The following is a 24,781-nucleotide window of genomic DNA, read 5'->3' as shown; positions in this document are numbered from 1 at the left end:
CCAAATAAGTTTCACCGAATAAATTGCAGTGAATAAGTTGCACCGAATAAGTTGCACCGATTAAGTCTCACCGAATAAATTCAACTGGGAAAATTTCACTGGGGAAGTTTCACCGGAAAAAGGAGGACAAATACCGTGACCTTACAAGAGAAAAATCTGTTTCTTTTAGATATGGACGGAACCATTTATTTAGGGGATGAACTGATTGATGGGGCCAAGGAGTTTTTAGCCGCCTTAAAAAGCCGGGGCAAGGACTACGTTTTTCTGACCAATAATTCTTCCAAAAGTGCAAAAGCTTATGTAAAAAAGCTCAGGGGTCTGGGGATTGAAGCCACGGAGGATGAGGTCTTTACCTCCGGGGAAGCTACCACCCTGTATCTTGAAAAGGAAAAACCGGGAGCCAGGGTATACCTTCTGGGAACCGAGGCCCTGGAAGAGGAATTTATCCGGGCGGGATTTGTGATCGAAAAACAGCGAAAAAAGAAGGTGGACTACGTGGTTCTGGGCTTCGATACCACCCTGACCTATGAAAAGATCTGGGGCGCCTGCGAGTACATTGCCCGGGGCGTGGACTACATTGCCACCCATCCCGACTTTGTCTGCCCCCTGCCCAACAACGAGTTTATGCCCGATGCCGGGGCCATGGCGGCGATGATTGAGGCGGCCACGGGAAAGACCCCGAAGGTTATGGGAAAGCCCAACAAACAGGTAGTGGAGAGCGTCGCTCTAAAATTCGGTAGGGAGAAAGAGGATATGGTTATGGTGGGGGATCGATTATACACCGATGTTCAAACCGGTAACAACGCCGGCATCGCCTCGGCCATCGTTTTCTCCGGAGAGACGAAAAAGGAGGACTACGGAGCAAGCCCCATTCGGGCAACCTTCGCCTACCCCTCGGTAAAAGAAATGATGGAAGGTCTGTAAAGTCCAGTACACCGGCCCTTGTTTTTTTCCCGAGGGAAGATATAATGTTTATATAAACTTACTCACAAAGGGATGATCAAATGAAGGAGAACATCTACAATCACATCGAAAGTAATCCGGTAATCGCTGCGGTGCAAAATATCGGAGATGTGGACGCCGCCGTAAATTCCAACGTGGGCATGATTATTTTAATGTGCGCCGATATCATGAACGCGGAGGAGATGGTGGTAAAAATCCGAAACTCGGGGAAACTGGCCGTCATTCATATGGACTTTTTAGATGGGATCGGACGGGACCAGAAGGCTGTGGAATATGTGGCTACCACCCTGAAGCCCGATGGGATCATCAGTACCCGGAACAGTCATATTAAACACGCCAAACAGTGCGGCATCTTTACGATTCAACGTTTTTTTCTGATCGATAACAAATCCTATGAAACCGCTCTGGTCAGTGTGAAAGCCAATAAACCGGATATGATCGAGGTTATGCCCGGGGTGATGCCTACGATCATCAAGCGGATTACGAAGGAGCTATCCATACCGATCATCGCCGGAGGCTTAATCAGCACGAAACAGGACATCATGGAAGCTCTGGAGGCCGGCGCCATTGCCGCATCCACGGGGAAGGCCCGTCTGTGGGATTTATAGAAAACCACTTTTGCAAGAATCACTTTTGCAAGAATCCTGTACAGTAAAAGGATGGTATCAAAACCCCTTTTTATAAACTGCAGGAAGGGGATAAATTTCATGAACTGCAGGAAGGACATGAACTGCAGGAAGGACATGAACTGTATGAAGGGCATGAACTGCAGGAAGGGCATAAACTGCATGAGCGGCATAGACTGCAAAAGAGTATGTACTAAAGGGACTTACAAGAGTATTTAAAACAGCACTAAAACTGAATAACCCAGGCGAGAACAGGAGAGCCGTGCACAGAATCTATGAAAAACATAGGTTTTTGTTGCACGGTTTTTTTAATGGCATCATTAAATCAAAGGAGGAGTCACAATGTACGATATAACCGTTATTGGAGCCGGGATCACCGGAACCTTTATTGCAAGGGAACTGTCAAAGTATGACTTGAATATTTTACTGCTGGATAAGGAAAACGACGTGGCCAATGGAACCACGAAGGCCAACAGTGCCATTGTCCATGCGGGATATGACGCCTTGGAAGGAACACTGAAGGCGAAGTTTAATGTTAAGGGAAATGCCATGTATGATAACATCTGCAGGGATTTGGATGTACCCTTTAAGCGGATCGGGTCCTTAGTTACCGCCTTTAACGATGAAGAGGCGGCAACGCTTCAGAAGCTATACCAGCGGGGGCTCGCCAACGGCGTACCGGAAATGGAGATTCTTCGACGGGAGGAAGTACTGGCCTTGGAGGAAAATCTCAGCGATGAGGTACAGGGCGCCCTGTATGCGAAAACCGGAGGGATTGTAGGCCCCTGGGAGCTGGCCATTGCCCTGGCGGAAAACGGGGTGGAAAATGGAGTGGATCTACGACTGAACAGCCCTGTCACCGCCATCGATCAGCGGGATCAAGGTTACCGTTTAACCGCGGGGGGCGAGGAGTATACCACGAAACTAGTCATCAACTGCGCCGGGGTGTATGCGGATCAGATCGATCAAATGGTAAACGAAAAAAGCTTTGAAATCATCCCGAACCGGGGAGAGTACAATTTATTTGATAAATCCGTGGGGGATATGGTAAATACCGTGGTATTCGGCTGTCCCTCAGCAGCGGGGAAGGGTACGGTAATCCTACCCACGGTACACGGAAATCTGTTGCTGGGTCCTACCGCCGAAGATGCAGAGGATAAAGAGGGGACCCAGACCACCTTTAGCGGATTGACCGCAATTAACGATCACGCCCGGGAAACCTTAAAACAAATCGGATTTCAGGAAGTGATTACCTCTTTTAGCGGAATTCGGGCGAAGGTTGCCACGAAGGACTTTATCATTGAGTCCGCTGAGGGGAAGCCGGACTTTATCAATGTGGCGGGAATCGATTCCCCGGGACTGACGGCGGCACCGGCCACCGCTGAATATGTGGAGGAACTGGTAGCGGAGGCCGGAGAAACTGCCGGGATAGTTCTTAGAGAAAAACCGGACTTTCAGCCGAAACGCAAACCGTCGATTCACTTTATGGATCTCAGCACTAAGGAACAGAAAGCCCTAATTGAAAAGGACTCCACCTTCGGGCGGGTCATCTGCCGGTGTGAAAACATCACCGAAGGAGAAATCGTGGACGTGATCAAACGAAATGCCGGAGCCACGACCTTAGACGGGGTGAAGCGTCGGGCAAGACCGGGATCCGGCCGCTGCCAGGGAGGCTTTTGCGCCCCCCGGGTAATGGAAATTTTAGCCCGGGAGCTGGACGTGGAAATGAACGAAGTGCTAAAGGACGGCAAAGGATCCTACGTGTTAACCGAGGAGACGAAATAAAGGGAAATCTTAAAATGTTGACAAAAAGGAGGAATGACCGTGTTAAATTATGAGATTGTGGTCATCGGCGGCGGGCCTGCGGGGCTTGCGGCGGCCATTGAAGCGAAGAAAAACGGAGCGAAGGATATCCTGGTTTTAGAGCGGGATCTGGAACTGGGAGGGATCCTGCAGCAATGCATTCATAACGGATTCGGCCTACATGTATTCAAAGAGGAGCTCACCGGCCCGGAATATGCGGAGCGGTTTATTCAAGAGTTGAAGGATATGGGCATTGAATACAAACTGGATACCATGGTACTGGAAGTCTCCGATGAAAAAATTGTTCGGGCCATGAACCAGGAAGAGGGGATCTTAAACATCCGGGCGAAGGCGGTAATTCTCGCCATGGGATGCCGGGAACGGACCCGGGGAGCCATTCGGATTCCCGGAACCCGGCCGGCGGGGGTAATGACCGCCGGTACCGCCCAACGGTTTGTGAACATGGAAGGGTATATGACCGGAAAACGGGTTCTGATTCTGGGCTCCGGGGACATCGGCCTGATCATGGCGCGAAGGCTTACCTTAGAAGGGGCCGAGGTTTTAGGGGTGGCGGAGCTGATGCCTTTTTCCGGAGGCCTGAACCGAAACATCGTTCAGTGCCTGGAGGATTATGATATCCCCCTTCATCTGCAGCACACCGTGGTGGATATTGAAGGAAAGGACCGGGTAGAGGCGGTAACCATCGCACAGGTGGATCAGCGCTACAAGCCGATTCCCGGAACGGAGAAGCGGTTCGAATGTGATACTTTGCTTCTTTCCGTGGGCCTCATCCCGGAAAACGAATTGTCAAAATCCGCCGGGATTACCTTGGATAACCTTACCGCCGGGCCCCGGGTAAACGAAGCCATGGAGACTAGCGTGGAGGGCGTTTTTGCCTGTGGAAACGTGGTCCATGTTCATGACTTGGTGGACTGGGTCACCGAGGAAAGCCGGAAGGCCGGAAGAAATGCCGCCAACTACGTAGCGGGAAAACTGCAAAATGGTGACAATAAGATTTCCGTTCAGGGAATCAACGGCGTTCGCTATGTGGTGCCCCAGGAGATCCGACCGGAGAACCTTATGGGTAAGACGGAATTTATGATGCGGGTGGACGGCGTCTATCAAAACGTAAAACTGGTGGCGAAAAGCGGAGACACAGTGCTTCGAAGTGTTAAACGACGACACGTGGCCCCCGGAGAGATGGAAAACCTGGTACTGGACTTTGAAAATATGGACCGAAACACTATGGAAAATCTGACCATTGAATTGGTTCAAGAGGAGGGTGCATAATGGATAAAAAAGAAATGATTTGTATTGTATGCCCTGTGGGCTGTCATATAGAGGTTGTTAAGGACGGACAGTCGGAAGAGGGTTACACCGTCAGCGGCAATCAATGCCTTCGGGGGAAGGTTTATGGCGTGAAGGAGATGACCAACCCCACCCGGGTGTTAACCACCACGGTGAAAATCACCGAGGGGAGTCTGCCGAGACTGCCGGTAACCACAAAGGGGGCCATCCCCAAGGAGCTGATGATGGAAGCCATGGAAGCGATCAATAGGGTAGAGGTCAACGCACCGGCAACGGTGGGTCAGGTCATCATCAAAAATCTATTAGATACGGGAGTGGATTTGGTGGCCACCCGAAGTATGGAAGAGGTATCCTCCTATCGATCTCAAAAAGTCAGCTGAAATCACCGGTACTCTTTAGGGTTTGTATAAAAGCCATCGAGAGCAAAAGGAACCTTAATAACGGCAAATTCCATCAAAAGCATAGCGGGAAGCATAGCATAAACATGAGTATAATATGAGTGTAAATTAGTGTAAATAGTAGCGCAAAGATTACTGCTGATAACAGTAGTGAATCTTAATAGAGATCTTTACAGCGGGATTACCATGGATCTCAGCACTAACTTCTGTAGCAAGATCAGCGCAACGGAAAGGCGGTAGAAGAATATGTTAAGTACCGGTGAACTGATTTTACGGCTGGTCCTATCCGCATTGGCGGGAGGGGTAGTCGGGGTGGAGCGGGAAGTCAACAATCGTCCTGCCGGCCTTCGAACCCATGTGCTGGTAACCCTGGGCTCAACCTTGATTATGATTATTTCCATGTACGGATTCCAGGGCTATGGCCCCGGAGGTGACGGGGGAGACCCTGCCCGTTTGGCAGCACAGGTGGTAAGCGGTATCGGTTTTCTCGGGGCGGGAACGATTCTTAGAACCGGGAATAATATCAGCGGTCTGACCACCGCCGCCAGCATTTGGGTATGCGGCGGCATCGGCCTTGCCATCGGCAACGGATACTACTCCGGTGGGATCGCCACCACCTTAATCGTACTGTTCACCCTGAAAGGGCTGAATGCCACGGAAAACCGACTCTTCAAAGTAAAATACAAAGAGCTGGTGATCTTTGCCAAGGAGCGCCCGGGGCTCCTGGGAGAACTGGGCCAGGTTATGGGAAAATACAACATCGTGATCAAGGATATCCGGGTGGTATCGGACCAGGACCTGTCCGAGGATCAGCGGGATATTGTGGTCCGTTTTCGGGTGAAGCTCCCCTCAAAGTTCTTTAATGATCGCTTCTTCATTGAAATCATGGCGATCCGCGGGATCAACCACGCATCCTGGGAAAGTGATTTTTAGCACACAGGGAAAGAAAAGTGTACCAGGGGGTCGGACCCAGTGGTACACTTTTTCGGTAGACCCAGGAAAACCGGTTGAAAAAATTACCCAATCTGCCGATAATATAAGTATAGGCGAAACCAAGGCGCAAAAAAGAGTCCTGAAAGTCTATGAAAATTGCAGCGGAAGGACCCTGCTACAAAGCGAGCAGTAGTCCGCACAGCAGTAAAAGGAGGGATCAACAATGGATATCGCAGCCCTATCAATGGGACTCAGTCAGATGAAACTCCAAAATGAAGTCAGCACGTCGGTAATGAAGATGGCCATGGATACCCAAGGGGGAGGACTGGAAAAACTGATGGACTCCGCCTCAAAAACCATGGAACAGTCGGTAAATCCCCATGTGGGAGGAAATATTGATATCCAGCTTTAGGGAAGAAAGCAAAATGGTGTGGCCGATAAGGCTGCGCCATTTTTCTGATGTACGGCTTGAAAAATGGATTAAAATATCATGTGTACAGCTTAAAAAAAGGATAAAAACATCATGAAAAGCTAATAAAAAAACAAAGCAAAACAGAACTTAGAAAGCGAGGGTCCAAATTATTTTGATAAAGCAAAAAATTATGGTAGGATTAAAGCATGTTTTTAGAGTTAACCTCTGTTCGAATATTTTTGCAACAGATAAATAACCGAACAATAATCTTTACATTGATACGAGAGAAGAGAAAGAAGGCGATGAGTGATGAAAAAAAGATCAATCGGCATGATGATTTTATTAACGATTATTACCTTGGGAATTTATGAAATATATTGGTATGTGGCCTTTCAATCGGAACTGAAAGAGCATACGGGAGAAGGATTTGGCGGTCTCGGGCATCTTTTTGTAACCATCATAACCTTTGGTATTTACTACATTGTGTGGCAGTTTCTTGCAGGGAAGAGAATTGCGAAGCTGGGGGGGGAGGATTTTTCCCTTTTATATCTTTTGCTGAGTCTGTTTGTCTTAAGCTGGATCAATCCCTTTATTATGCAAAGCCAGGTAAATGGGTTACGATAACAAAACAGAAGTTTTCCGGGAGGAGGATGAATATGAATGAAGAGGTAAGAAGGTACATAGAGAATCTACTGAAGAATATGGAACAGGCTTTTTACAGCATCGGAGAGAAACTCCTGTATTTAGAAAAGGAGGATACCTTAGAGCCCCTGCTGGATGTGGTGATGCCCTATAAGAACGTGATGCTGGCCCTGGAACCGGAGATGGAATCCCTGGATACGAAACGGAAAACCATCCTGCAGCGGACCACAGAGAAGCTTGAGAACAAAGTGCAAAGACTGATCACAGAGCAGGGACAGTTCACCAAACAAAAGCTTTTTAATTTTTTCAATCTGGAACTGGAGCCCGCCTTTGCCCGGTGGAAGGAAGCCGTGGAAAAAGTCCTGGAAACCCCCTAAAAAACTTCAGAAAAAATGCCGATAATTATTTAAAGGCTGATCCATAACAAGGGAGGGGTTTATCTTGAAAATCGACCATAAACCGTTGTCTTATGATGGTTATAAACAGGGACTCAAAGAGTTGATCCGGGGAAAGATTCCAAAACTTGCCCCGAAGCAGGTGGACGATGGAAAAGAGAATCAAGGCTATCGTCTCCGGAAAAATCACCGGATTCAGTATACTTACAATAAAGAATTAAAGAAAAACGTGGTCCATGTGGTGGACAACAAAACCGGGGACGTGGTGAATAAAGCCATATCCGATGCAGAAGTGGACCGGCGGATCCGGGTGCAAAGGGGCATTGAAAGAACCCTAGGAGATGTTTTTGATCAGAAAGTGTAGCCGGCGGAAGCGCAGGTTAGCTTGTGCTTTTTCGGGTATTTTATGATTTTTCCCTGGGAGAAAGAAGCATTTGTACCGGAGGACCGTCAATGGGGATAAATGATGTTGAAGGAATTGTTGAAGGGATGAATGATTACTGTAAGGGAATGACTACTGGAGGAAAATAATGAACAGAAAAGATGACGATTCAAATCACGGAAAAAACAGCGCCCTGGAGGCGAAAAAGAGATCCTTGGAAAAAGTACTGGCCTATTCCCGGGATTTTATACAGCTGCAGAATAAAGAATTGGATTTCCCCAAAATCACCGAGGACTTCCTGGAAATCTCCCGGGGAAAGTTTGCGGCCTTCAATCTCTATGATGATCGGGGAGAGAACTTTACCACGGAGGCCATCGCCGGGGATGAAGAATTGATTCAGCTAGGGGTGAAACTGGCGGGGCTCTGCTGCGGAAGAATGACATGGAACCATGATGAGGCCCGGGAGCAAAAGATGCGGGGAAAAACCACCACCCGTTTTTCCTCTGTGGCGGACCTTGCGGGAGGCGTCCTTTCCAGAAACCTGGTAAAAAAAGCCGCTAAGCGTTTGAATATCGGCGAGACCGTGGTCATTAAAATCATGAATAAGGAAAAAACCCTTGGAGACTTTACGGTGTTTATGGGCGAGGGAGAGAGTTTTGATCAACAGGAGATCGCCGAGATCTTCAGCAACCAGGTAGGCATGGTGTTGGAGCGGCAAAAAGTGGAAAAACAGCTATCGGAGCAGAACCGTCTTTTTACAAGGCTGTCCCAACAGGTGCCGGGAGCTTTTTTTCAAGCAAGGCTGAAAAATGCAGGAGAGCTGGAATTTCTTTTTATCAGTGACGGGGTTCAGGAACTCTGTGAAGTCAGCCCTGAGGAGGTTCGAAGGAATCCTCCGGTGGTGTTTTCCCATATTCATCCCGAAGATTTCCAACGGGTGAAGGGAACCATTGAAAAATCCGCTGCCCAGCTAAGCATCTGGGAGGTGGAGTACCGGGTGGTACTGCCAACGAAAGGGGAAAGGTGGCTAAAAGGCTCTGCCCGGCCGGAAAAGCTTGCCGACGGCAGTGTGGTATGGCATGGCTATATCAACGACTTCACCGAGAATGTCCGGCGGCAGAAAAAAATCGAGTATTTAAGCATCCATGACGACTTAACCGGTCTGTATAACCGGCGATATATGGAATCCATGGAAAAACACCTGGACCGGGAAGAAAATCTCCCCCTGGCCTACTTTTATATGGATCTTAACGGTTTGAAACTGAACAACGACGCCTTCGGTCATGAAAAAGGGGATGAGCTGTTAAAGCTTGTGGCGAAAATCCTAAAGAACAACTGCCGAGAACAGGACACCGTGGCCCGGGTAGGGGGAGACGAGTTCAGCATCCTGCTTCCGAGAACCTCAAAAGAGCAGGCAGATAACATTGCAAAAAGGATTCAAGAAGAAATTTCCAAAGCAAAGATGGAGCCGGTAATGGTTTCCATTGCCCTGGGATTTGCGGTAAAGACAAAGGTCCAGGAACAGATGGGAAATATCAAAAGCATTGCGGAAAAAAGAATGTACAAAAACAAACGCCAAAACGGGGGCGCCCTGCGCACTGAAACCATCGACATGATCCTGCAAAGCATTGAGGAAAAACACAAAAAAGAGGAGATCCATTCCCTGAGAGTCGGGGAGTATACGGGAAAAATCGGCCGTAGCCTGGGGATGAAGCCTAGGGATTTGGAAAAGCTGAAGCGGGTATCCTATCTACACGATATCGGAAAGGTCATGGTATCCCCGGAGATCTTGAATAAAGCTGATAAGCTCACAGAGGAAGAGTATGAAGTGGTGCGCCAGCATCCGGAGATCGGTTACCAAATACTGAAATCCTTAGAGGAGTATGCGGATATGTCAGAAATAGTTCTCTATCATCATGAACGCTGGGACGGAAAAGGCTATCCTCAGGGTCTGAAAAAGGAAGAAATCCCACTGGAATCCCGTATCATCAACATTGCCGATGCCTATGAGGCTATGACCGCAGATCGACCCTACCGGGGCGCAAAAACAAAAGAAGCAGCCCTTAAAGAGCTGCAACGCTGCGCCGGCAGTCAGTTTGATCCGGAGCTGGTCCGGTTATTCATTGAAAATACTCGGCGCTGAGCGGTCGAAAAATTACTTATACATCCATTGTTATTGGCGTAAAAGAACTCCCTGGGAAGGGAGTTTTTTTACGGAGTAGACTGCTGAGAGCCAAAGCAAAAATGTACCATAGGGTCAGACCCCTTGGTACATTTTTGTTCCGACGCACTGCATATTTCGGAAGGTTACCCGGTAACACTGGGAATGAAATCCTCTCGAAACTGGGACTCATAGAGCTTTCGGTACTCCCCGTTTTTCGCCATCAAGGCATCGTGGGAGCCTTCTTCGATAATCCCCTCTTCGGTCAGAACAATGATCCGGTCGGCGTCCTTAATGGTGGACAGGCGGTGGGCGATGGCAATGGTGGTTCGGTCCTTGGACAGCTCCCGAAGGGCTTTTTGGATGATCCGTTCCGTCTCGTTGTCCAGGGCCGAGGTGGCCTCGTCCAGCAGTAAAATCGCCGGATTCTTTAAGAAAATCCGGGCAATGGCCAGGCGCTGCTTCTGTCCACCGGAGAGTTTGACTCCTCGCTCGCCGATATAGGTGTTAAAGCCGCTTTGGAGATTCATAATAAAATCATAGGCATGGGCTTTTTTTGCGGCGTCGATAATCTCCTCCTCGGTGGCTTCGATGTTTCCGTAGGTGATGTTATCCTTGACGCTTCCGGAGAATAAAAACACGTCCTGCTGCACGATGCCGATATTTTCCCGGAGAGATTTTTGGGTAAACTCCCGGATATCCTTGCCGTCAATTGTAATCGCCCCTTTTTCCACTTCGTAGAACCGGGGAATCAGATTACAAAGCGTGGTTTTTCCGCCGCCGGATCTTCCCACAATGGCCAGGGTTTCCCCAGGACGGATTCGAAGGTTGATATCTTCAAGGACCTTTTGGTCGGAGCCGTAATTGAAGGTTACCCGGTCAAATTCAATATCCCCGTAAACGTTTTGCATCTCCAGGGCGTCCTTTTTATCCTGGATATCGGGATTGATTTTAAGGGTATCGAAGAATCGCTGAAAACCGGACATGCCTTTTTGGTAGTTCTCAATCAGTGCGGTAATCCGGCGGATGGGCTGCATAAACATGGACACGTACAATAGAAAGCCCACCAGCTGTCCCGTTTGCATCTGGCCGTTATAGATGAAAATCCCACCGGCAACCAGCACCGACAGATGAATCAGATTGGAAAACAAATGAATCCCGGCGAAAAATTCAGCCATCACCTTAAAGGCCCCTTCCCGGGCATCCTTAAAGTTTTTATTTCCCACGGCGAATTTTTCTTCTTCAAAATGCTCATTGGCAAAGGACTTCACCACCCGGACGCCGGAGATACTGTCCTCGGCCTGGGCGTTCACATCGGCGATTTTTATCCGCATTTCCATAAACGCCCGTCGCATCCGTTTGTTTTTCAGCACCGCAAAAATCAGCATAATCGGTACAATGGCGAAGGTGATCAGGGCCAGGGGCCAGTGAATGTTCAATAGAATAATAAAGGATCCCAGGAGGGTCACCGAGGCGATGAAAATATCCTCGGGACCGTGGTGGGCAAGTTCGGAAATCTCGTGGAGGTCATTGACCAATCGGCTCATCACATGGCCGGTTTTGGTATTGTCAAAGTAGTTAAAGGATAGCCGGTTTACATGGTTAAACAGATCCCGGCGCATATCGTGCTCCATGCGGGTGCCCAGCACATGGCCCCAGTAATCCACGGTGTACTGTAGGATGTAGCGGAGCAGATAGACCACCAGCATCCCTCCCGCCACCATGAAAATCAGATCTAAGTTTCTTGAGGGCAAAATGTCGTCGATCATTCGGCTGACTACAAAGGGAAAGATCAGATCCAGCATGGCCATAAAAAAGGAACAGCTAAAGCTGAGAATAAACAGCTTTTTATGGGGTTTATAATAGCGAATAAATTTACGTAGTACCAAGGGTTATTACCTCCTTTAAATTTAGGCTGAGTGTTTAACACAACCATTTTATCGCCACAGCACGATAGCCACAGTTCGACCGCCACAGCACGATAGCCACAGTTCGACCGCCACAGCACGATAGCCACAGTTCGACCGCCACAGCACGATAGCCACAGCTCGACCGCCACAGCACGATAGCCACAGCTCGACCGCCACAGTTCGACCGCCACAGCTCAATCGCCACAGCAATATCGCCACGGCACGATCGCCACAGCACGATTGCCACAGCTCAATCGCCACAGCACGACCGCCACAGCTCAATCGCAGCAGATCCATCGCATTTAACGCTAGCGTTTGTTATACTGGTTTTATAGCAGTAGTTACGCTGTTAAGTTATCGAAGTTATCGAAAAAGGCTATATCGATTATATCAAATATTCCTACTAAAAGGTAGAAAATATTTCGGAGGACTAAAGAATTTATCGCCTATTGGGTGAAAAAGACCCTGAAAAATACTTCAGTCAAAGCAGGAATTTTAAAAAATATGTCGAATCAATATAATAGGTAATAATTTGAAATATTTTGCAATCCAAAATAAGCAATTGATAAAATCCGTATCGGATCGACACCGGATTGGCTAAGGTCGGATCCATGATAAAGCGGGGACTACATAAAGGCATAAAAGATAGCCAGAAAGGAGGGGAACAAAATCAAAACCATCAAAGCACAGATGATCGTTATTTTAATGTTTTTTGCCCTGATTCTTTTTGGAATCCTTGGATACACAATTTTTCAACAGTTATCCTATATGCCGGAGTTAATTCAGCAAAACCAGCAGCAGGTGGCGGAGGCTCGAGCCGATGAACTTTCCAAAGAATTAAAGGGGATCGAAGATATTGTCGAGGTAGCGGCCAACTCTCCGACCGTGCAGTCCATGGATATGGAAGAAATTCGGGAGTATCTGCCCCATCTGATGATCTCCGATAAGATTCGAAACATGACGGTTTCCGATGCCCAGGGAAATGCCTGGACCACCTATGACGCTTTTATCGACATCTCCGATCAGGAGCAGTTTGAACGGATTTTTATATACGACGAATCTCACGTGCTGTCAGAACCCTTTCACAGTCCTTACATAGAAGAGGATGTTCCTATTATGACCATTGCCTACAGTGTTCACAATGGGTCCCGGGAGAAGGTGGGACTGGTTAATGCGGTGGTGTCCATGGCCTTTATTGAGGATTTGCTGGCAGGTATAAAAACCGAGGAATCTTGCTATGCCTATATCATTGATCAAGAGGGCATGGTCGTCAGTCATCCCTCGGAGGAGATCGGCCTGGCAGATCATATATCCCGGTGGATGCCGGAGGAGGCTCATCAGATGGAGGTATTGGATAAGGACGGCGGCTCTTTGGAGTATACCGATCCTGATGGGGAAAAGTATCTTGGAGTATATACGGAGATCGAGGGAAGACCGGGTTGGAAAATGGTGATGAGTGTTTCGGCGGATGTGGCCTATGCAGAGTATTACGCCATTATAGAATACATCCTGGGGATGCTGCTTTTTGGAATCCTGTTAATAACGATTTTTGCATACTTCTATGCCGACACCTTAGCGAAACCGGTACTGGCTTTGAAGTCCGTGTTTGAAAGCGCCGCAGAGGGCAATCTCAGTGTGGAGGCGGAAGAAGACTATCCTAATGAGTTTGGAAAAACAGGTGCCGCCTTTAATACCATGCTCAATCAAATTAAACAGTTAACCTTTCGGGATCCTGTAACAGATCTGTACAATCAGAACAGTTTTGTGGTGGAACTCAGACAAATGTTCAAGAAAAAACATCGGCCGGGGAATCATTACCTTCTTTTGGTTTCCATCGATGATTTTAAGCGGATCGACAGCATCGGCGGCCAGGGGTCCGGAGATCAAGCCTTACAGGTTGTAGCCGGTCGTTTGAATAATTTTATTAAAAAAGAAGAGCTCATCGGCCGTTATTACGGGGACGAGATGATTTTGTATCTGCAAAGCCAAAGCAAAAAGGATTTTACGAAGCGGTTGCAAAGGCTTCGGGATATTTATGATTATCCCATCTACTTAAAAGGGGTTCAGTACCGTTTAAAAACCAGCATTGGAATCACCGCCATCAACCATCCTACAACGGAACTGCAAGAAGAGATCAAAGAAGTGACCGTGGCAAAGCAAAAAGTCAAACGATCCGGAGGAAACGGGTTCGAGTTCTATAACAAACGGTTTAAGGAGGAAATCCTGGAAGAACAGCAAATGGAAGAGGCCCTCTTTTATGCGATTGCCAAGAATGAGCTGTACCTGGTGTATCAGCCGATTCTTTCCGTGGCGGGGGATACCGTAATCGGCCATGAGGCCCTTCTTCGCTGGAAAAACCCGGTGTATGGCAGGGTTTCCGTGCCGCGGATTATTGATCTGGCGGAAAAAAGCGGACTGATTTTTGAATTGGGAGAGTGGACATTAACGGAGGCCTGTAGACAGAATCAGCAGTGGATAGAACAAGGTTATGGTTCCCTGATCATGGCGGTGAATTTTTCCGCGCTGCAAATGGCGGACTCGAAAATTCTTGAAACCGTATCGGAAAGTCTCAAGGAGAGCCAGATGGATCCGAAGCTGCTAAATATAGAAATCACCGAAACCGTAGCCATGATTCACACGGATCAGAAAGTGGAGTTGATGACGGCGCTGAAAAAAATCGGCGTGACCTTCTCCATTGATGATTTCGGGACCGGCTATTCCTCTCTATCCTACTTTACTAATTTTCCGGTGGATACCTTGAAGATTGACCGGTCCTTTATCCAAAATATGTTGATTGATGAGAACGCCCGCACCGTAACCACCACCATCATCCAGATGGCCAAAGCCCTGAATCTTAGAATCATTGCGGAGGGGGTGGAGACCCGGGAGCATCTTGAGGCTCTTAAAGAACTGGACTGCAGCCACTACCAGGGATATCTGGTCTCCAAACCCCGCTTGCCGAAGCGCTGCGAGGAAATCATGGAAAAGTATAGATAACAGAGGATGACAGCGGGACGGAGTTTTTGTCATCCCGCTTGCTAATCCCTTTTGGAGAGGGGTTAGGATTATGGCGCTGGGCGGAGAGCGAAAAGGCGGGAAGAGCAGATGAAAAGGATGACAGCGGGACGGAGTTTTTGTCATCCCGCTTGCTAATCCCTATTGGAGAGGGATTAGGATTATGGCGCTGGGTGGAGGATGAAAAGGCGGGAAGAGCAGATGACAGAGGATGACAGCGGCACGGAGTTTTGTCATCTCGCTTGCTAATCCCTATTGGAGAGGGGTTAGTACTGTAGCACTGGAGGAAAGCTGAAAACTGTATAGTCTGGCGGGAGCTGGTCTTTTGGAAAATTGCGAGTAGGAGTATAAGCGTGAAGGGACAGAGAGGCAGTCCCTTTTTTTTATGCTTTTAGGTAGGGGTTCCTAGGGAAAGATGGACAAGTTCAATTGACAATTGCCGGGATTTTCGGTATAATTATTTTTGTAATTAGATAAAAGTTTAACAATCGATGAAATATTTTGACAACAACGACAGCGAAAACGGCTTTGAAAGCAACAGCAGTGACAGCGCCTGCGACAACAACAACAGCAAAAAAAACAACAACGGCAATATCTATACGTAGCAAAGAGAAGGAAGACCTTGCAATAGAAAATACGGTAATAGGCAAGAACGCAGATAGACAGGGGTAGTACGCAAAACGCAAAGCGCAGTAATACAAAATGCAAAAATGTCAAAAATCCAAGTATTTAAATGATCTTAAAAATCCGAAATATTACAGAAATTGATTAGTATTCAAAAGAACTTTGTAAGGAGGGACTGCCATATGAGAAAATTGACTGCAGCATGGGTGATGTTTTTCGCCGTGGTGTTTCTAACCTCAGCAATATAATTTAGCATTGCCGGTATTGCTTTAAAACATGATTTATAAGTAAGGCCCATTGAAATGAACGGAAACATCCTAGCGGCGGCACATAATAAAGAAATAACCATTCGGTGAAAGCTATAAAGAAACCACTTTTCCAAAAGAAGGGTGGTTTTTGTTTTACGGTAGCGGAATTTCGGGTATAGAAAAGCTAGACCGTTATAAAACCATGATTGCCATCGATTGTTTCCTTGCTCAGCCCTGGTTCCTTGAGTGGAAAAAGGCCGGAAAAAGAAAGGAAAAATATGCAGTCGGGACCTTGCCGGTCCACTAAAAGACTTTATTCAAAGGAGGATTTACATGGAACCCTTAGATTTTATCTACAAAAGACACAGTGTACGAAAATTCAAGGAGGCACCGGTACCCAATGAAGACATTAAAGAGATCATTAACGCCGCAACCTACGCCCCCTCCGGAAAAAACCGACAGAACTGGCATTTTGTCGTGGTAAAGAACCGGGAGGTCATCGAGAAAATGAGCAGGGCTATTGAAAAGAAAGGAAAGGAATTGGTCGCCGGACTGCCGGAGGAGAAATCCAAGGAATTTTTAAAGTATCTGCCCTTTTATTCATTTTTCACAAAGGCGCCGGTGACGGTGTTGGTGTTTGCCGGGCCGTACCCTACGACAGGTGCGGATCTTCTTCGGGCAAAAGGTGCATCGGAGGAAGAGATTCGGGAATTGGAAAAGCATAATCCCGGCATACAGAACGTGGCGGCGGCCATGGAAAATCTGTTGCTGGCCGCAGCGAATCTGGGTTACGGTACCTGTTGGATGACGGGGCCCAACTTTGCGGCCGAGGAAATTCAGGAAGTTGTAGGCTTTCAAAAGGAAGGGTATTATTTAGCGGCGATGACACCCCTGGGAGTTCCCGAGGAAAAAGAGCTGTGGTCACCGAAAAGAAAGCCCTTAGAGGAAGTTTTGGATATAATCGAGTAGGAAAAAAAGTGTACCAGGGGGTCGGACCCCCTGGTACACTTTTTCAATAAAGAATCCTTCGAATTGCCTAAATATAGGGTAAGATTTCAAATATATCGACTAAAAGGAAAAGACTTGTACCTCCTACAGTATATGGTATACTGGGACTTGTGAGTAATTTGACATTAAAAAGACAAAGTCAAGGAGGACAAGATGAACAGACAATCACCGGAAAAAAGCAAGGACTCAAAAGCAACAAAAAGTAGACTGAAAGGGGGCGTTTCCATTCGGTTTCGAATAACCGTGCTTCCCCTGATTTTAGTGTTGTTGGCCATCGTAGGAATTACCGTAACATCATCCTATGTGATTCGGGACAGCTTCATCGAAGAAACCCGGGAAAACGCACTGGATTTAGGAACCCAGGCCCAGCACCAGATCGCCATGGCCGAGGATTCCATGGATACGGTTAACGATATGTTGGAAGACCATATCCGAATCTCTGCAAGACTTGCCTTAATGGATGTTGAAGAGATATCCAACGAACATCTTTCGGATTTAGCCCAGGCGCTGGATATCGAGGTGATCAACATTATCTCCGAGGACGGGGAAGTGATTTACACCACCCATGTGGAAGAGAACTTGGGAATACAGGCGCCCCCGGAGCATGGATCCTTTTTGGTGCAAGAGGAACCCAGTGGAGAGTTAATGGAAGAAATGCGTCAGGGAATTACCGATGACGATTATTACAAATTTGGTTACATAAGCATTCCTGCCGGCGGAGCGGTGCAGATCGGCCTCACGGCGAACCAGGTATATGAGCTGTCGGAGCGCTTTTCCATCGAGAGCACCCTAGAGCGCTTAAGCAGAGAAGAGAATATTTTATACGCTTCCTACATTGATGAAGAGGGAGCTGTTCTTGCCCATACCGATGGGATTGATGAGCAAGGAAGCGGAGAGGACATAGCCTCGGAGGATACTAATGGAGAGGCTGAGGAAGAAGTCGCGGGCTCGGAGGACGGAGCAGGTGACGACGGTGATAACGGTGACAACGGCGGTCCGGACAACGGGGAGGCCGAGGTTGCGCCAGAAGCATCGGCGGGATCTGAAGAACTTGCCACAGCGGTCCCGGCGGATGCGCTAAACTCCCGGGGAGTGTATTCCCAGGAAATAACCTATGGGGAAGAGGACACTCCGGGATATGAAATTTTTCTACCAATGGATGAAGTGGAGGGCATGGGAGGCTACTTAAATCTTGCCCTTTCCATGGAACGGGTAAATCACGGGATCAGGGATAACGTAACGAACATTGCCCTGGTGGGTATAGTGGCGTTTCTTATCATTGCAGGCCTTTTGGTGATGACCTCCCGCTATGTGATTGACAGTGTGAAACGATCGAAGGATCATTTGGATCAGCTGGCAAAGGGAAACTTTAATCACCATGTGCCGGAAAAATTCCTAAATAAGCGAGATGAGTTCGGGGGGATTGCCCGGTCCATAGAAGCCATGCAAAAAGCGATCAAAGAGACGATTGAGGAAATGCTCTCGGGAGCCCGGCGTCTTGGAGAAGGCTCCGAGTCCTTAGCGGCGACCTCTCAGCAAATGTCCGCCTCCTCGGAGGAACTTGCCTCCTCGATGAATCAAGTGGCGGAAGGGGCGGATGCTCAGCGAAGTGACACCGGAGAGATGGAAGCTACCCTGGCCTCTTTTAAGAAGATCACCGAAGGGGTGGAAAAAGCCATCGCTTTAGTGCAGGCCAAGACCGACGGAGCCGAGGGAAAAGCCGGTGCCGGCAGGGAAGAGGTGGACCATCTCGTAGCCTCGCTGACTTCGGTAAAGACCGCCTTTGGGGAAGTGAAGGAAAAAATCGGGAGCCTGAATGCCTCCGTAGAGGAGATCCGGGGGATTTCTGAGATGATTCAGGGAATCTCTGATCAGACGAATCTTCTGGCATTAAACGCCGCTATTGAAGCGGCCCGGGCGGGAGAATCCGGTCGCGGGTTTGCCGTAGTGGCGGAGGAAGTTCGAAAGCTTGCGGAGGCTTCGGGGCAGTCCACGGAGAAAATCCAAAGGTTGACGGAGGAGATCCACCGGGAGACCCAAGCGGTGGAGAACACCTCCTCGAAGGTGGAGGATTCCATCGAGGAGCAGGGCCGCCGGGTGGAAAACACCCGGAGCACCTTCAAAGAAATCATTGAAGGCATTCAGGCGATCCCGCCCTATATGGACAGCGTCAATCAAGAGCTAAGGGTAATGGACGATGCCAAGGAGGAAATGAACCGGCGGGTTGAGAAAGTCGCAAAGGTTGCGGGAGACAACGCCGAGGCTACCGAGGAAGTGGCGGCTTCCTCAGAAGAGTTAACCGCCTCCTCCCAGGAAATCGCCTCCACCGCCGAGGATTTAACCCGGCTCTCTCAAAGTTTATTAAAAAGCGGAAAACGTTTCCAAATATAATTAAACCATGGTAAAATTAAGTGTATCAGGGAAAGACTCCTAAAAGCAAAAAGTGCACCAGGGGGTCGGACCCCCTGGTACACTTTTTTATCATTCAACCCCGGTGTTTTTACATAATCTTTTCAACGTTTTTTCCGTTATCCCAAGAAGCGGTTTAAAAATGAAAGGAGGAGGAATATGCCAAGAAGTCTAAGGAGGAAAAGCAGTACAGGAATGTACCACGTCATCCTAAGGGGTATCAACAAACAGGTAATATTTCACGATGAATTGGATTATCGAAGGTTTTTAGAGGTGTTACAAGAGGCAAAAGAGAAAAGCGGGTTTGCGGTCCATGCCTACTGTATTATGAATAACCATGTACATATCCTGATCGAGGAGAAAGACGAACCGTTAAGCGTAGTTATGAAGCGTATCGGTTCCAGTTATGTGTACTGGTATAACCGGCGATACGACCGGGTAGGCCACCTTTTTCAGGGACGGTATCGAAGCCAGCCCATTGATGACGCACGGTATCTCCTGACGGTTCTTCGCTACATCCACCAAAATCCGGTGAAGGCTAAAATCAAAGTACACTGTAAAGACTACCGCTGGAGCAGCTACCGGGAATATCTGTACACAGAGGATCGAAAGGCCCCGATTCATCACGGGATACTTCTAACGGAAACCGGCTTTATGTTGGATTTATTTGCGATCGAGGGGCAGCTGGGCTTGGAACGCTTTAAAGAGTTTCACCGGGACGTGGAAGCGATTCCGAAAGAGGATGAGCCCATGGACATTGAAGAAGAGTATGAGCGGCCTTTCACCGATGAAGAGGCGGGACTGTTGATTTGCTCGCTATTTGGAATTCCCAGTTGTACTGTGATCAAGGACTCTGATAAAATACAGAGAAAGAACTATTTAGCGAGGCTCAAAAAAGAGGGCTTGCCCATTCGCCAAATTGCCCGGTTAACAGGCATACACCGAAGTACGGTGCAAAGGGCTTGAAAAAATAAAAATCCCTAGAGAAGAAAAAGTGTACCAGAGGGTCCGACCCCCTGGTACAAAAATGAGGAGGACTAAAAATGCTAGAAAAATTCGACACCATCATTTTCGATTTTGACGGCGTGATATTAAATTCCATGGATATCAAGGGGAACGGTCTTCGGCGGGTGTTTAGTGAGTACCCGAAGGATAAAGTGGAAAAGCTTGTGGCCTTTCATCATGAGAATGGGGGGATGAGCCGCTATATGAAAATCCGTTATTTCTTTGAGGAGCTCCTGGGAGAGGAGATCACTGAAGAAAGCGTAGTGGAATATGCCGAGCGGTTCTCAAAGCAAATGCGGACGGAACTGGACAACGAAGCATACTTAATTGAGGATGCGGTAAACTTTATCAAAAAGCATCACGGGAATTATCATTTACACATCGCTTCCGGTGCCGATGAAAAGGAGCTGCAGTATATTTGCAATCGACTAAAGCTTACCCCCTATTTTAAAACCATTGAAGGCTCTCCCAGGGTAAAGGAAGAAATAATTGATGGAATTTTGACCAGCTATCAATATGATAAGAAAACCACGCTATTGATCGGAGACTCAACAAATGACTATGAGGCGGCGAAGGAGAATCGGATCAGCTTTGCAGGATATAATAATGAAGCCCTAAAGACCTATGAAGATTTTTACATTGAAAGTTTCCAGCCTCTTAGAATACAGCATCAAGAGGACCCTGGTAAATCCCCCGCCGGCGTAAAGGAAAGCCGTGGAGAGTTTACCCTTCGAGGGATCACCCTGGAGGATGAAGAGGCATTTCAAGAGCTCATAAAAATACTGAACGATGCGGATGACTTGGGCTATGGGGTAGACTCCCGCTGGTACCGAAAAGTTCTGGAAGATGGAGAACACATCATCTTGGTGGGTTATTACTTAGGGGATTTGGTAGGGGTTTTTACCGGGATGATCAACACCCAGGATTCCCGGGCGATGAATCTTAATGTGGCCATCCATCCGAAGGTGCGCCGCCGGGGCTTTGGCACGAAACTCTACAAAGAAGGCATTCGCCGGGCCCGGGGAAAGAACATCGAAAAGCTGGAGGCCTACGGGAAAAACCGGATACCCGGCGGGGTGAAATTTTTGGAGAAGCAGGGTTTCTCAGTGGGGCTTTATTCCTGGGAGATGGAAAAGCAGTTGCAAAACAGCGAGCAAATTGCCGGGAAGCCTCAAGGGGTGGAGAAAATGGTAGAGGTGACCAAAGCAACCCCTGAAAGAGAGAAGGCCTATCAAGTGCTTTCCCAGGAGTGCTTTAATGACCTCTCCGGGGCTGGGGCCCTGGAGGAGGTCCTGAAAGATCCCTCGATAGGCATGTGGTTTTTAGACACAGAAAAGGGCGAGGGGGAAGTGGCCGGAGGGCTTGCGGTACAATTAAAGAGCAACACAAAAACCGCTTACTTCTTTGATATCGGCATTCGGCCTAAATACAGAGGAAAAGGCATGGGCCTATGGATGTTGCAAGAGGTAGAGCAGCAATTAGCAGCAAGGGGTTATGAAAAGGTATCTTTATTAGTGGCGGGAGAAAACGAAAAAGCCCTGAGGTTGTATCAAAAAGCAGGTTTCAGGGTCAAAGACGAAGAAATCGTGTTTTATAGAACTTTAGATTAGAAAAAAAGTGTACCACAGGGTCCGACCCCCTGGTACACAAATGATAGCGGCTGAAAATGTTATGGTTTTTTTTAACAGGCTGAAAAACAAAGATTTTAATAAATTGATTTAAAAAACCTAGAGGAATAATCAGGATCCGACAAAGGGAAAGTGCTCTGCAAAACCTTGTTAAATAATGATTTTGGGAGTGGTGAGGGGCTCGGAGGTAAAACTTACATAATTAAAATGAATACAAAAAACAGTGGATTTTGAAACAGGATATAAAAATAAGCCCTTGCCAAAACTTCCGACTTAGGGTATGATATATAGCATCTGTTTCTGAAAATACTGCAGCGGGGTAAAGTGTTTATATAATAAAATCTTAGAAATACGCAGTAAGCAACGCGGCAGATAACAGCGCACAAGAAAACTGTAGCAAAAAGAACCGCCACAAACGAAAAGTAGCAAAGTGGGATCGCTACCCGCTACGACGGTTTTTAAATCAGTTTTCAAATCAGTTTTCAAATCAGTTTTCAAAAACAAAACTAGGAGGTTTTATAATGTTAAAGAAAATAATGGTACTTATTATGATTTTATCCGCCCTGTTTTTTATCGGATGCGGTGAAGAAGAAGGAGACGTGGTTGAAGGAGAGGAACTATCAGGAGATGAAGCAGAAGAGGTTCTGGAGGGAAGCACCTTAGAGGCGATACAGGAACGGGGAGAATTCACTTTTGCCATGACGGGAGCCTATCCCCCCTTTAACTTTATCGACGACACAGGAGAACTTGTAGGGTTTGATATTGATATTGCCGGAGCCATCGCCGAAGAATTGGGCGTAGAGGCTGTTGGCGTAACCTTGACTTGGGACGGACTGATTACCGGATTGAACAACGGACGATTTGACAGTATCATCGGATCCATGGCGATCACCGAGGATCGTTTGGAACAGGTGAATTTCTCCGATCCCTATTACTATGACGGTGCCCAGTTCTTTGGACTGGAAGATGCCACGGAGGAAGACTTAGCGGATTATGACAATCCCGATGTAGGCGTTGTAACAGGAACCACCTTTCACAATTACTTAACGGAAGAAGTGGACAATGTAGGGGATATCCTACAGTTTGAAAGCGATGTAGACAATATGCGGGCCGTGGATCAAGGAAGAGCCGACGGGATGATTACCGGGGTATTGGTCGGTCTTAATGCCATCGATGAATATGACATGCCCTTAAAGCCCATCGGAGATCCTCTGTACGTGGAAGATATTGCCATTGCCCTTCGTCAGGATGACGATGATCTACAGGAAGCCATAAACGAAGCCTTAGAAACCATCAAAGCTGACGGAACCTATTCAGAAATCAGTGAAAAATGGTTTGGTACTGATATCTTGGAAGATCAACAATAGGAGGACAGAACTTGGAGTTAATCAGTGAGTTCATACAAAATATGCAGGAGTTTTTTGAAGTAGTCTTTATCTATATCCCCCGTTTTATTCCCGGGGTTATGATGACCTTGCAGTTATCGGTGTTATCCATTGTGTTGGGAACCGTCTTCGGACTGACCGCCACCTTGTTTAAAATGACGAAAATCAAACCCCTGGAAAAAGTCATCGATGTGTATATCAGCATTGTACGGGGAACCCCCTTACTGCTGCAGTTGATCTTTATTTTCAACGCTTTGCCGGAGATCGGAATCACTTTTTCCCCTTTTATCTCCGCTGCCATCGGTCTGGCTTTTCACAGCGGGGCCTATATCAGCGAGATCTTCCGTGGAGCCATCGAATCCATTGACGGCGGCCAGCGGGAAGCGGCGATTTCTCTGGGGATGAACAAATGGCAGGCCATGAAGCGGATCACCTTGCCCCAGGCATTTAAACGATCGGTCCCCTCTTTGGGAAATCAGTTTATCATTGCGATTAAAGACTCATCCCTGGCCAGTGCCATCACCATTACGGAGACCTTAATGCTTACGCGACAGTTTGTAGCGGCAACCTTTAATCCCTGGCCCATATTCTTTGTGGCGGGACTGTACTACATGCTGATTACAACGATTCTGAGCAAAGCACTGCTAAGATTAGAAAAGAGGTTGAAAGTATATGAGCGATAAAATTATAGAAAAGGGGACCCGGGATCAGCATCAAAACCCGAGTAAGTCCACCCCCATGATTGAAACGAAAAATCTTCACAAATACTTCGGAGAACTGGAAGTATTGAAGGGAATCAACATGACCGTGGAGGAGGGGGAAGTGGTTTGTATGATCGGCTCCAGCGGTTCGGGAAAAAGTACCCTTCTACGGTGCATTAATTATCTGGAGAAAAAGAATCGAGGAGATATTCTGATCGAAGGGGAAAAGGTGGAAGAGACCCCTCAGGCTATCAATGCCATGCGTCAAAAAGTGGGAATGGTATTTCAGCGTTTTCATCTGTTTCCCCATAAAACCGCCATCGAAAATGTGATGGAGGGTCCGGTTACCGTCAAGGGGATGGAAAAGGAAGAGGCCAGAGCGCTGGCATTAAAGCTTTTGGAAAAAGTCGGCCTATCGGATAAGGAAGAGGAATACCCCGCCATGCTCTCCGGAGGACAGCAGCAGCGGGTAGCCATCGCCCGAGCCCTGGCCATGGAGCCGAAGGTCATGCTCTTCGACGAGCCCACTTCGGCCCTGGATCCGGAGCTGGTGGGCGAGGTGCTGGGCGTTATGAAAGACTTAGCCCAGGACGGCATGACGATGATCATCGTCACCCATGAAATGGGCTTTGCCCGGGAAGTTGCGGATAAAGTGATTTATTTAAACGACGGTGTTATTGAGGAGACCGGAACCCCGTCGGAATTATTCGAAAACCCGAAAAACCCAAGGTTACAGGCTTTTCTCGGAGAAATACAATTTTAAAAGGTTAAAAAAAGTGTACCAGGGGGTCGGACCCCTTGGTACACTTTTTTTGTACCACAGGG

At 47.7% G+C, this 24,781-nt stretch carries 20 protein-coding genes; 19 read left to right on the top strand and 1 reads right to left on the bottom strand.

Annotated features, from left to right (window positions below):
* The first annotated feature begins 135 nt into the window (after positions 1 to 135).
* From ISALK_RS07260 to ISALK_RS07210, 11 genes are all read left to right on the top strand, one after another.
* Entirely contained in the window at positions 136 to 924 is a 789-nt protein-coding gene (locus ISALK_RS07260) for an HAD-IIA family hydrolase (RefSeq protein WP_371723695.1), read from the top strand.
* A gap of 80 nt (positions 925 to 1,004) precedes the next feature.
* Positions 1,005 to 1,571: a glycerol-3-phosphate responsive antiterminator gene (locus ISALK_RS07255; protein WP_160720704.1), complete on the top strand. Its 567-nt coding sequence runs from the start codon at positions 1,005 to 1,007 to the stop codon at positions 1,569 to 1,571.
* 360 nt (positions 1,572 to 1,931) lie between these two features.
* Entirely contained in the window at positions 1,932 to 3,374 is a 1,443-nt protein-coding gene (locus ISALK_RS07250; protein WP_160720702.1) for an NAD(P)/FAD-dependent oxidoreductase, read from the top strand.
* A 39-nt stretch (positions 3,375 to 3,413) separates the two neighbouring features.
* Positions 3,414 to 4,682, top strand: coding sequence for an NAD(P)/FAD-dependent oxidoreductase (locus ISALK_RS07245; protein ID WP_442786242.1), 1,269 nt, complete (start codon positions 3,414 to 3,416; stop codon positions 4,680 to 4,682).
* Positions 4,682 to 5,080 carry a DUF1667 domain-containing protein gene (locus ISALK_RS07240; RefSeq protein WP_160720698.1) on the top strand — a complete coding sequence of 133 codons (399 nt, stop codon included), beginning with the start codon at positions 4,682 to 4,684 and terminating at the stop codon, positions 5,078 to 5,080. Before ISALK_RS07245 ends, ISALK_RS07240 begins: the two co-directional genes overlap by 1 nt.
* Positions 5,081 to 5,344: 264 nt before the next feature.
* On the top strand, positions 5,345 to 6,031 hold the full coding sequence (locus ISALK_RS07235; RefSeq protein ID WP_160720696.1) for an MgtC/SapB family protein: 687 nt from the start codon (positions 5,345 to 5,347) through the stop codon (positions 6,029 to 6,031).
* A 223-nt stretch (positions 6,032 to 6,254) separates the two neighbouring features.
* Positions 6,255 to 6,443, top strand: coding sequence for a YjfB family protein (locus ISALK_RS07230; RefSeq protein ID WP_160720694.1), 189 nt, complete (start codon positions 6,255 to 6,257; stop codon positions 6,441 to 6,443).
* A gap of 309 nt (positions 6,444 to 6,752) precedes the next feature.
* Positions 6,753 to 7,067: a DUF4234 domain-containing protein gene (locus ISALK_RS07225; RefSeq protein WP_201756866.1), complete on the top strand. Its 315-nt coding sequence runs from the start codon at positions 6,753 to 6,755 to the stop codon at positions 7,065 to 7,067.
* Positions 7,068 to 7,099: 32 nt separating this feature from the next.
* A complete protein-coding gene (locus ISALK_RS07220; RefSeq protein ID WP_160720690.1) occupies positions 7,100 to 7,462 on the top strand; it encodes a DUF8042 domain-containing protein in 363 nt (120 codons plus the stop codon).
* Between the two features lie 64 nt (positions 7,463 to 7,526).
* Positions 7,527 to 7,844 (top strand): flagellar protein FlaG, encoded by a 318-nt coding sequence (locus tag ISALK_RS07215; protein ID WP_160720688.1) that lies wholly within the window; start codon positions 7,527 to 7,529, stop codon positions 7,842 to 7,844.
* Between the two features lie 166 nt (positions 7,845 to 8,010).
* On the top strand, positions 8,011 to 10,005 hold the full coding sequence (locus tag ISALK_RS07210; protein WP_160720686.1) for a bifunctional diguanylate cyclase/phosphohydrolase: 1,995 nt from the start codon (positions 8,011 to 8,013) through the stop codon (positions 10,003 to 10,005).
* 164 nt (positions 10,006 to 10,169) lie between these two features.
* Here the strand turns inward: ISALK_RS07210 and ISALK_RS07205 are convergent, their stop codons facing one another.
* Positions 10,170 to 11,912: an ABC transporter ATP-binding protein gene (locus tag ISALK_RS07205; protein ID WP_236660311.1), complete on the bottom strand. Its 1,743-nt coding sequence runs from the start codon at positions 11,910 to 11,912 to the stop codon at positions 10,170 to 10,172.
* 789 nt (positions 11,913 to 12,701) lie between these two features.
* On the opposite strand from ISALK_RS07205, the gene ISALK_RS07200 reads away from it, so the two are divergent.
* The 8 genes from ISALK_RS07200 to ISALK_RS07165 all read left to right on the top strand — a co-directional run bounded on the left by ISALK_RS07200 (position 12,702) and on the right by ISALK_RS07165 (position 24,719).
* Positions 12,702 to 14,930 carry a bifunctional diguanylate cyclase/phosphodiesterase gene (locus ISALK_RS07200; protein ID WP_160720683.1) on the top strand — a complete coding sequence of 743 codons (2,229 nt, stop codon included), beginning with the start codon at positions 12,702 to 12,704 and terminating at the stop codon, positions 14,928 to 14,930.
* 1,223 nt (positions 14,931 to 16,153) lie between these two features.
* On the top strand, positions 16,154 to 16,789 hold the full coding sequence (locus tag ISALK_RS07195; protein ID WP_160720680.1) for a nitroreductase family protein: 636 nt from the start codon (positions 16,154 to 16,156) through the stop codon (positions 16,787 to 16,789).
* Between the two features lie 192 nt (positions 16,790 to 16,981).
* The gene (locus tag ISALK_RS07190; RefSeq protein WP_160720677.1) at positions 16,982 to 19,219 is read left to right on the top strand and encodes a methyl-accepting chemotaxis protein; all 2,238 of its coding nucleotides are present in this window, start codon (positions 16,982 to 16,984) and stop codon (positions 19,217 to 19,219) included.
* A gap of 177 nt (positions 19,220 to 19,396) precedes the next feature.
* Positions 19,397 to 20,203, top strand: a complete 807-nt coding sequence (locus tag ISALK_RS07185; protein ID WP_160720675.1) for a transposase — start codon at positions 19,397 to 19,399, stop codon at positions 20,201 to 20,203.
* Positions 20,204 to 20,280: 77 nt separating this feature from the next.
* Complete coding sequence (locus tag ISALK_RS07180; protein ID WP_160720671.1) at positions 20,281 to 21,852, top strand: GNAT family N-acetyltransferase; 1,572 nt, start codon at positions 20,281 to 20,283, stop codon at positions 21,850 to 21,852.
* Positions 21,853 to 22,391: 539 nt separating this feature from the next.
* Positions 22,392 to 23,237 carry a transporter substrate-binding domain-containing protein gene (locus ISALK_RS07175; protein ID WP_160720668.1) on the top strand — a complete coding sequence of 282 codons (846 nt, stop codon included), beginning with the start codon at positions 22,392 to 22,394 and terminating at the stop codon, positions 23,235 to 23,237.
* Between the two features lie 11 nt (positions 23,238 to 23,248).
* Positions 23,249 to 23,938: an amino acid ABC transporter permease gene (locus ISALK_RS07170; RefSeq protein WP_236660310.1), complete on the top strand. Its 690-nt coding sequence runs from the start codon at positions 23,249 to 23,251 to the stop codon at positions 23,936 to 23,938.
* A gap of 55 nt (positions 23,939 to 23,993) precedes the next feature.
* Entirely contained in the window at positions 23,994 to 24,719 is a 726-nt protein-coding gene (locus tag ISALK_RS07165; RefSeq protein ID WP_160720946.1) for an amino acid ABC transporter ATP-binding protein, read from the top strand.
* The last annotated feature ends 62 nt before the right edge of the window (positions 24,720 to 24,781 follow it).

The sequence above is a fragment of the Isachenkonia alkalipeptolytica genome, assembly GCF_009910325.1.
In the GTDB taxonomy this organism is placed as follows: Bacteria; Bacillota; Clostridia; order Peptostreptococcales; family T1SED10-28; genus Isachenkonia; species Isachenkonia alkalipeptolytica.
Note: the sequence above shows the minus strand (reverse complement) of the source record. Positions and strands in the feature narration are given on the sequence as shown.

Excerpts from the sequence above, each read along its gene's own strand:
- ISALK_RS07240 (WP_160720698.1), top strand. The coding sequence starts at position 4,682 with ATGGATAAAAAAGAAATGATTTGTATTGTATGCCCTGTGGGCTGTCAT.
- ISALK_RS07220 (WP_160720690.1), top strand. The coding sequence starts at position 7,100 with ATGAATGAAGAGGTAAGAAGGTACATAGAGAATCTACTGAAGAATATG.
- ISALK_RS07165 (WP_160720946.1), top strand. The coding sequence starts at position 23,994 with ATGATTGAAACGAAAAATCTTCACAAATACTTCGGAGAACTGGAAGTA.
- ISALK_RS07225 (WP_201756866.1), top strand. The coding sequence starts at position 6,753 with ATGAAAAAAAGATCAATCGGCATGATGATTTTATTAACGATTATTACC.
- ISALK_RS07195 (WP_160720680.1), top strand. The coding sequence starts at position 16,154 with ATGGAACCCTTAGATTTTATCTACAAAAGACACAGTGTACGAAAATTC.
- ISALK_RS07185 (WP_160720675.1), top strand. The coding sequence starts at position 19,397 with ATGCCAAGAAGTCTAAGGAGGAAAAGCAGTACAGGAATGTACCACGTC.
- ISALK_RS07235 (WP_160720696.1), top strand. The coding sequence starts at position 5,345 with ATGTTAAGTACCGGTGAACTGATTTTACGGCTGGTCCTATCCGCATTG.
- ISALK_RS07255 (WP_160720704.1), top strand. The coding sequence starts at position 1,005 with ATGAAGGAGAACATCTACAATCACATCGAAAGTAATCCGGTAATCGCT.
- ISALK_RS07200 (WP_160720683.1), top strand. The coding sequence starts at position 12,702 with ATGCCGGAGTTAATTCAGCAAAACCAGCAGCAGGTGGCGGAGGCTCGA.
- ISALK_RS07175 (WP_160720668.1), top strand. The coding sequence starts at position 22,392 with ATGTTAAAGAAAATAATGGTACTTATTATGATTTTATCCGCCCTGTTT.
- ISALK_RS07210 (WP_160720686.1), top strand. The coding sequence starts at position 8,011 with ATGAACAGAAAAGATGACGATTCAAATCACGGAAAAAACAGCGCCCTG.
- ISALK_RS07180 (WP_160720671.1), top strand. The coding sequence starts at position 20,281 with ATGCTAGAAAAATTCGACACCATCATTTTCGATTTTGACGGCGTGATA.
- ISALK_RS07190 (WP_160720677.1), top strand. The coding sequence starts at position 16,982 with ATGAACAGACAATCACCGGAAAAAAGCAAGGACTCAAAAGCAACAAAA.
- ISALK_RS07230 (WP_160720694.1), top strand. The coding sequence starts at position 6,255 with ATGGATATCGCAGCCCTATCAATGGGACTCAGTCAGATGAAACTCCAA.
- ISALK_RS07250 (WP_160720702.1), top strand. The coding sequence starts at position 1,932 with ATGTACGATATAACCGTTATTGGAGCCGGGATCACCGGAACCTTTATT.